The organism is Bradyrhizobium cytisi, from assembly GCF_008123515.1.
Classification (GTDB): domain Bacteria; phylum Pseudomonadota; class Alphaproteobacteria; order Rhizobiales; family Xanthobacteraceae; genus Bradyrhizobium; species Bradyrhizobium cytisi.
Genome location: NZ_VSSR01000085.1, coordinates 1 through 6805, shown reverse-complemented (window position 1 = coordinate 6805; position 6805 = coordinate 1). Strand labels below are relative to the sequence as shown.

Annotated in this window: 5 protein-coding genes and 2 pseudogenes; 1 reads left to right on the top strand and 6 read right to left on the bottom strand. The window is 59.7% G+C overall.

Annotation, left to right across the window (positions count from 1 at the left end; all coding sequences use genetic code 11):
- Window positions 1-327: 327 nt before the first annotated feature.
- Window positions 328-531 carry a DUF6894 family protein gene (locus FXB38_RS38620; protein WP_148756156.1) on the bottom strand — a complete coding sequence of 68 codons (204 nt, stop codon included), beginning with the start codon at window positions 529-531 and terminating at the stop codon, window positions 328-330.
- Between the two features lie 798 nt (window positions 532-1329).
- On the opposite strand from FXB38_RS38620, the gene FXB38_RS38615 reads away from it, so the two are divergent.
- On the top strand, window positions 1330-2124 hold the full coding sequence (locus tag FXB38_RS38615; RefSeq protein ID WP_246230468.1) for a Crp/Fnr family transcriptional regulator: 795 nt from the start codon (window positions 1330-1332) through the stop codon (window positions 2122-2124).
- A gap of 264 nt (window positions 2125-2388) precedes the next feature.
- On the opposite strand, the gene tnpC is transcribed toward FXB38_RS38615, so the two are convergent.
- The 5 genes and pseudogenes from tnpC to FXB38_RS38590 all read right to left on the bottom strand — a co-directional run.
- Window positions 2389-4041: an IS66 family transposase gene (tnpC, locus tag FXB38_RS38610; protein ID WP_148756154.1), complete on the bottom strand. Its 1653-nt coding sequence runs from the start codon at window positions 4039-4041 to the stop codon at window positions 2389-2391.
- A gap of 47 nt (window positions 4042-4088) precedes the next feature.
- On the bottom strand, window positions 4089-4436 hold the full coding sequence (tnpB, locus tag FXB38_RS38605) for an IS66 family insertion sequence element accessory protein TnpB (protein ID WP_148756153.1): 348 nt from the start codon (window positions 4434-4436) through the stop codon (window positions 4089-4091).
- Entirely contained in the window at window positions 4433-4834 is a 402-nt protein-coding gene (gene tnpA / locus FXB38_RS38600; RefSeq protein ID WP_148756152.1) for an IS66-like element accessory protein TnpA, read from the bottom strand. Before tnpA ends, tnpB begins: the two co-directional genes overlap by 4 nt.
- Window positions 4835-5126: 292 nt before the next feature.
- Window positions 5127-6272: pseudogene (locus tag FXB38_RS38595) on the bottom strand (IS3 family transposase).
- 112 nt (window positions 6273-6384) lie between these two features.
- Window positions 6385-6805 (bottom strand): annotated as a pseudogene (locus FXB38_RS38590) (IS630 family transposase); the annotation flags it as partial.

The window sequence follows — 6805 nt, the reverse complement described above, 5'->3', positions numbered from 1 at the left end:
GATCTCGGACAGACTCTTAGCCACCTTGTTCTCCCAAGTAATTGCCCAGGAACGTCTTACAATTGCAATCGGGATGATCAGCAGCGTTGATAGTCGTGGTTCGTCGTCGTTCTGCTCGATCATTTGGGTTCGGCCGCGATCGCGCGCGCGGCAAAATGGCAGCGCAGCGAAGTGGAGCGCTGGGCGAGCGCTTGCGCTCGTCGCGATAGCCACAGGGAGTGGTTTGGCGAAGACTCGTGGTTGCCAGCTCGCGATATGATCGCTGCCTGGAGTTATGCGGTCCCGGATGCATCAGAAGTTGCCGAGAGGTTCGATTTGGAGGCGCCGTCACACGCTGACGTAATAGGACTCACCTCGGTCCTTGCGTGTAACGACCACGCAGGTTGTACCCCGCAGCAGAGGTTGAGCGCTCGCTAGGTCCTTTGCTAGGCGTTGTGCCGCACGGAAGGCTTGCAGCTCGTTTTCGAACGACAACCCGCCAGGGTCGTCGACATTCTGCTTGCCTTCCAGGTTAAAATAAAAACGAGCCATTCGTTCGCTCGCCTCGTTCCGCCTACGGACACAATGGATAGTACTGGCCAACTGAGCAGAAGTGCCTTGATGTAGGGCCTCATGTCGCCGAAAATCTGCGCCTGATTGCCGAAATGCGAAGCGTTTTCGTGCATGAGCTTTGAACGATCGAGCCGCTCGAGTTGCCGCCGATGCCGATATCGCCGTGTTAAGCCGGTTGTTGCGCCTCTTCCGGCCGGCGTCCAAATCGTGCGGAGATCGTTGTGTAGGCAGCGACATTTGCCGGATCGATCTGCTAGCCGAATCGCCGGAAGAAGTCCCGTCCTCGGCTGAGTAGCTGATGGTAAGATGACGTCAGCGTTCTCCGCGATTCTTCTTCTCCAGCGATCTGACCCAGCTCAAGACGTCGCTGCGTAATCCGAAGCGCGAGTACTGATCGCCTCTATTCTCGTCAGGAGACCCGTGTTTTCCAGACGATCAATACGCTGTGCCGCTCCGCCTAGGATTCTTGGACTCTGGCGCTAGCGGTACCGAAGCATGCCACTGGGTTCGATCGCGCATTGCCGACGATAGCTGAAATACGTCGTAGAAAGCCATCAATCGCGGAATTCAATCTGAATCGTCTGTTTATTGCAGTTATTTTGACCGGAGATCTGTTTAGAGTACCAACCAACTTTTTTGTGGTCAGCGAGGTGCCCATACATCCGGTGACACTCGGGACTATGATCGGCCTGTCGTCCTCGAACCGCATGTAGCTCTGGAGACGCAGTTCTCAATCGGCTACCCGGCATCCACCTAATCCTTTACCGGACCCGTCCAGTGCGCACCAACACGCGGCCCTTTGTCAAAAACGAGATTTTGGCGAATCTCTCGCTGCCGGACCTTGCCGCGCTAGGGGAGTTCCTTGAGCCGATCGTTCTGAAAGCGGGTGTGGCTCTGCAAGAGCCGAAAAGGTGTCCTGACTACGTCTATTTCATTGAGTCAGGTCTTGTGTCGCTCAGAATTTCTGTGGCCGGAAGTATCCTAGAAACAGCGGTAATCGGATATCGAGGGGCGGTCGGTGCCTTGCTGTTGGTCGGAGGGCATGTTTCGACTCATCAATCTATTGTTCTCTTTCCCGGAAGTGCGCACAGAATCCATGTTGAGAATTTGCGTCGGATAATAGACCAGCAGCCTCAAGTTTGTGAACATCTTTTCCGGTACATTCAAGCGCTGAGCTTGCATTGCGCTCAGACCGCGCTCTGCGGGGTTCGTCACGATCGCGAGAAGCGGCTAGCGAGTTGGCTTTGTTTGGCAAGCGATGCTCTTGATGCTCATGTGCTTCCGGTTACCCATGACTATCTCTCCTCTGCTTTGGGATTGCGCCGCGCCAGCGTAACTGAGACGCTAAGCCGATTTGAAGAGCAGGGATTGATTCGCAAGACGCGTGGCTTGCTGCAAATAGATAAACGCAAGTGCCTCGAAGAAAAGGCGTGCTGTTGCTATAAGCTCCTTTCAGACGCGTATGCCTCGCCTAAGCCAGTGACTGCGGCGAAAGCTCCAGTGCTGTCAATCGGTCCCAATGTTGACCCTTCTTTGGAGTGGGCCGCTGGGCCGAACAGGTCACGCGGCTGATTTGACGCTTTTGCCGGGCGTGCTGATCCCCGAACTGTTGCGACTGAGACAGCCGAGAGCAATCGGTCATGATTGCCCGCCGTAAACCTCATCGAGGCAGCGGGAAGCTTCTCGATATTTGGCCTCGAACGTCCCGTGCGCCATCGAATATACCGCGTCGATCTTCATGGTTCATGAAGCGATCCGCCGTACGCATACGACGAAGACCGCCTGATTGACGCATGCGCGCGGGCACGGCGAGCTCTATGATGGCTTGCGTGAAGGTCAGGCGGCCTGCTGACCGGCGGGCTTATCGGCTTGGCGCAGGAGCTTCCATTCCCAGGGCAGCAGTTCGTGCAGGCGCGACGCGGGAAGATCGGCGATACGGGCGAGGACCTCGGCGAGCCAGGCCTTGGGATCGACCTCGTTGAGGCGACAGGTCGTGATCATCGTCAGCATGATGGCGGCACGGTCGGCACCACGCTGGCTGCCAGCGAAGGTCCAGTTGCGCCTTCCCAAGGCGATGCCTCTCAATGCGCGCTCAGCACAATTGTTGGTCAAGCAGATCCTGCCATCGTCGAGGAAGCGGGCGAAGTCGTCCCAGCGCCTGAGCATGTAGTTGATCGGCTTCAGGACCTCGGAGGAGCGCGAGAGGGTTTCGCGCTCACGCAGCAACCAGGCGTGCATGTCCTCGAGAAGCGGCTTGCTCTTTTCCTGGCGCACGGCGCGCCGCTCGTCGGCGCCGCAGCCGTTGATGGCGCGCTCGATCTCGAACAACGCATCGAGGCGTCTGACCGCCTCCAGCGCGATCGGAGAGACCGGTTTGCCCTTCTTACCTTCCCGAGCATTTTTCTCGATGTCAGCCAGCTCGAAGAAGCCTCGCCGCGCATGGGCAAAGCAAAACGCCGGCGTAATCGGCAGCACCTTCTTCTGCGGGTCGAACAGCGGCTCGAAGCCGTTGTAGCAATCGGCTTGCAGGATACCGGCGAAGGCGGCCAGATGCTTCTGGGGATGCGCGCCTCGTCGGTCGCTCGAGGCGTAATAGACCGCCGCCGGCGGCGCAGGCCCGGCGAACGGCCGGTCATCCCGCACATAAGTCCAGATCCGCCCGGTCGTGCACTTGCCCTTCGCCAGGATACGGATGGTGGTGTCATCGCCATGAAGCCGCTCGGCCGCGAGCACATGGCGTTCGATCAAGTGGAAGAGCGGCATGACGGCAAAGGTCCCGTGGCCGACCTGGTCGGCCAGCGTCGACAACGGCAGGTCGATCCCCTCGGCCTTGAAGCGCGCACTCTGGCGGTTGAGCGGGATATGCATGCCGAACTTGTCGAACAGGATCGTCGCCAGCAAATGTGGGCCGATGAAGCCGCGCGGCGTGGCATGGAACGGCGCGGGCGGCTGGCTGATCTTCTCGCAATCGCGGCAGGTGAACTTCTCGCGTACCGTCTCGATCAGCTTGAAGCGGCGCGGGATCTCCTCCAGCGTCTTGGTTACATCCTCACCGATCTTCGCCAGCCGCGATCCACCGCAGCAGGCGCAGCTCGTTGGAGCCTCAATGACGACGCGCTCGCGTTCGATGTCATCCGGCCATGGCTTGCGCACCGGCCGCTTGCGCATGAAGGGACGGACGTTCTGCGTCTTCGCCGCCGCGGCCTGCGCGGCAAGCTCATCCTCGCTCGCCGTGGTGACGAGTTCTTCGAGCTCCAACTCCAGCTGCTCAAGCAGCCGTGCCGTGCGCTCGGAGCGCTGCCCGTACAGTTCGCGTTTGAGCTTCTCGATCCGCAGCTCGAGATGCGCGATCAGCGCCTCGTTGTCCGACAGCTCCGCCCGCGCACTGGCAGCCACCGCCTCGGCTCGCAGCCGCGCCTCACGCTCGGCCTGCAGCGCCGCCAGGGCACTCGCAAGGTCCGATGGAAGATCGTCCGGCTTCGATATCATGACGCCATTGAATCAGATCAAGCAGCAGATTCAAACCGTAAAAGCGGCTATCCGACCCGCGTCGGACGATGGGTTTCTTGAGGGTTGCGCCAATCGATCCCGGACAACAGATAGCTCAACTGCGCCGGAGAGATCGTTACTGATTCACCGGCAACCGATGGCCAGATGAACTTTCCTCTCTCGAGTCTTTTGGTAAACAGGCAGGCTCCCTGGCCATCGTGCCAGATCAATTTTACAAGATCGCTGCGGCGACCGCGGAAGACGAACAGATGACCGCTGAGCGGGTCTTTGCGCAGCACCTCCTGCACTTGAAGTGCCAACGACGGAAAGCCTCTGCGCATATCCGTGTAGCCTGTCGCGAGCCACACTCGCGCGCCGGTCGGAACCGAGATCATCGGCGCACCAGGGCATCGAGAACTCGACGCAGCGCGTCTCCATCAACGTCGCCATCGACCCGGATGCGGTGTCCGCTACCAAGATCGATCTCGATGATGCCCTGGCTCCTCCGTCGACGCGCCGGCGCCGTCGTCAATGGCGCTTCGGCCACATCCCGCGGCGGCACAGACGGCCCAATCTCGACCGGCACGAACGGCGCTATACTCGTCTCACTGTGCTTACAAAGCTCTTTGCGCCACCTGAACAGCTGGCTCACATGAAGGCCGGCCATGCGAGCCACCTCGGAAACAGTGGCTCCGGGCTCGAGCGATGCTGCAACTAGCCGTTCCTTTTCATCCTGCGACCACCGACGCCGCCGCTCAACCGATGTGATCACCTCTGCCCGCGAAATCGTCATAGCGCTTCTCCTAGGATTACCCCTAGGACCTGCAGCGCTCGCGTCCGTCAAACAAGGCGGCCCTCAACGGAGGGATACGATCCGCCTTGTTGTCGTACGGTTTACCACGCCGCCCCATCGAGCCGACGAGCGCGCGCACGCCAGTGTTTCGCGATACCACCTGGAGGCATATCGCGAACCGCGATACAGATAATGCACGCATCCAGTCGGCGGGCGTCGTCTCTCCATCGCTGCCGCGAGGGCGCGATCGTCAGCCGTGCGTCGATCGAGCGGCTGACCTGAGCCCCAAAGTTCATCCAGCGATGGGCGGAATCCTTTTCTCATTTGAGCCTGTGCGGCTCGGTGATGCAACAGGACGGGGCGCGGAGCCCTCGACACAGCGCAGCGTCCCGTCCTGTTGCATTGCGGACGCTGTTAGCCTGGCATAGGTGCAGGGCGGTTGGTTGCCGATCCCGCTATGCGGGCGAACGGTGTTGTAGTCGTCCTGCCAATCCGCAAGCAGTTCGCGAACGTGATCGAGTGACGAGAACAGCGTCTCGTTCAACAACTCGTCGCGCAGTCGTCCATTGAAGCTTTCCACGAAGGCATTCTGCTGCGGCTTGCCCGGTGTGATGATGTAGTGCCACTCGATCTGCGTGAGCTGCGACCAGCGCAGGATGGCCATGCTAGTGAGCTCGGTTCCGTTGTCGCTGACGATCATCATCGGGCGGCCTCGTCGAGCGATCACGGCATCGAGCTCACGACCCACCCGCGTCCCCGACAACGACGTGTCGGCGACCAGTGCGACGCATTCCCGGGTGAAGTCATCCACGACAGCCAGGATACGGAAGCGTCGGCTGTCGGTCAGCGTGGCGCTGACGAAATCCAGTGACCAGCGCTGGTTCGGTGCCTGCGGCAACGTCAGGGGAGCCCTTGTTCCCAGCGCTCTTTTGCGTCCGCCCCGCCGGCGAACCTGAAGCCGCTCCTCCGCATACAATCGCCTTAGCTTCTTGTGATTGATCAGGACGCCTTCGCCACGGAGCATGAGAAGAAGGCGACGATAGCAAAACGCCGCCGAACCGACGCCAGTTCACGCAGCCCGGGATCGGATGGCAGCGTCATCAGGCCGCAAACTGAGATATCGCACCGATGACCGATCCGCCCCGATCACTTCACCCGCCCGCCGCTGACTGACCTCAAAACTTGAACAAAGGTGAGCCACCGCTTGGTTGTCGAGCATCGCCTCGGCCAGCAGCTTCTTTAGCTTCGCGTTCTCGTCGGTCAAAATCTTCAGACGACGGGCCTCGGACACGTCGAGCCCGCCGTATTTGGCCTTCCATTTGTGGAACGTTGCGCTGCTGATCCCGTGTTTGCGGCAAACATCACCGCTCTTCAATCCGGCCTCGTGCTCCCGCAGGATCGCTATGATCCGCTCTTCCGTGAACCTCGACTGCTTCATCTCCGTCTCCCCTCTGGTGACGGATTCTACCCATTCTTGGAGGAGGTTCAGGGGCTCAGGTCATCGGCACTGTGGCATGCTGACGGCAGATCATCAGCTGGAGACCGTGCTCGTAGTGCGGCCGGCGTGCGAGCCACGCTTTGATCTTGGGCGTCGGTGTAGTTGTCCATGACGATATTGACAGCGAACCCCTCAGGGATTCGAGAGTCGATCTCCCTTGAGGACTTCAAGAACTCGACCGCCCTGATCGCACTTGTAGCATTTGCCGATGACAAATCCGGAAGCGACATCGACTGGGCCAAAAGCGTGATGGTATCATGCCACACATAGCTGTGCATGCGACGTTTCGGTGCGCCAGGCATCATCGGTAAAGACCGGTTGCTCGGGTCGAGTGCTTGTATCTGAGTCATTTCAGCAACGCTGAGCACAACGATTTGGTGGGGACAGGTAAAGCCCGACAATATCGCGCACCGTGAAGGCATAGCGGATCGAGCCATGGTTAAATGTCTGGCTACTGTAGCGCGACAATCTGG